Source organism: Citrobacter sp. Cpo142 (genome assembly GCF_030332425.1).
Lineage (GTDB): Bacteria > Pseudomonadota > Gammaproteobacteria > Enterobacterales > Enterobacteriaceae > Citrobacter > Citrobacter portucalensis.
Genome location: NZ_JAOWHW010000067.1, coordinates 1 through 393, shown reverse-complemented (window position 1 = coordinate 393; position 393 = coordinate 1). Strand labels below are relative to the sequence as shown.

The following is a 393-nucleotide window of genomic DNA, read 5'->3' as shown; positions in this document are numbered from 1 at the left end:
CCGTTAAAGTTTACCGGACTGTTGCCGATAATCTTATTAACGTTGTGACAGCCCTCTACGCAACGGTAGACCCCATAGACATTGTCAGATTTCAGACCAGCCCTCACCGTCTGGTCTTTTTTGGCAGGACGCTTCGGGGTATTAAATGGTCGTGTCTGACACACTCCATTCAGGCACACTGATACCGATAACAGATCTCGTTAATCAAAATATGATTCCTCATAAATAAGTCTGGAGGCACCAGTTATTTGTCAGGGAGACCGGGGTCCGAAATAACCAGCTTCATTCACGGGTAATAAAATGAAAATCAAAGACTTTAGTGTGGGTATCAGGCTGGCTGGCAGCTTCAGCCTAATTCTGGTTCTTGTCATGATCATGACAGTGACCGGAGTG

Annotated in this window: 1 protein-coding gene; it reads left to right on the top strand. The window is 45.8% G+C overall.

Features of this window, described 5'->3' with window-relative positions; all coding sequences use genetic code 11:
- Positions 1-182: hypothetical protein (locus tag OGY18_RS03040; RefSeq protein ID WP_286551673.1), on the top strand; the 182-nt coding region annotated here is incomplete at its 5' end.
- Between the last annotated feature and the right edge of the window lie 211 nt (positions 183-393).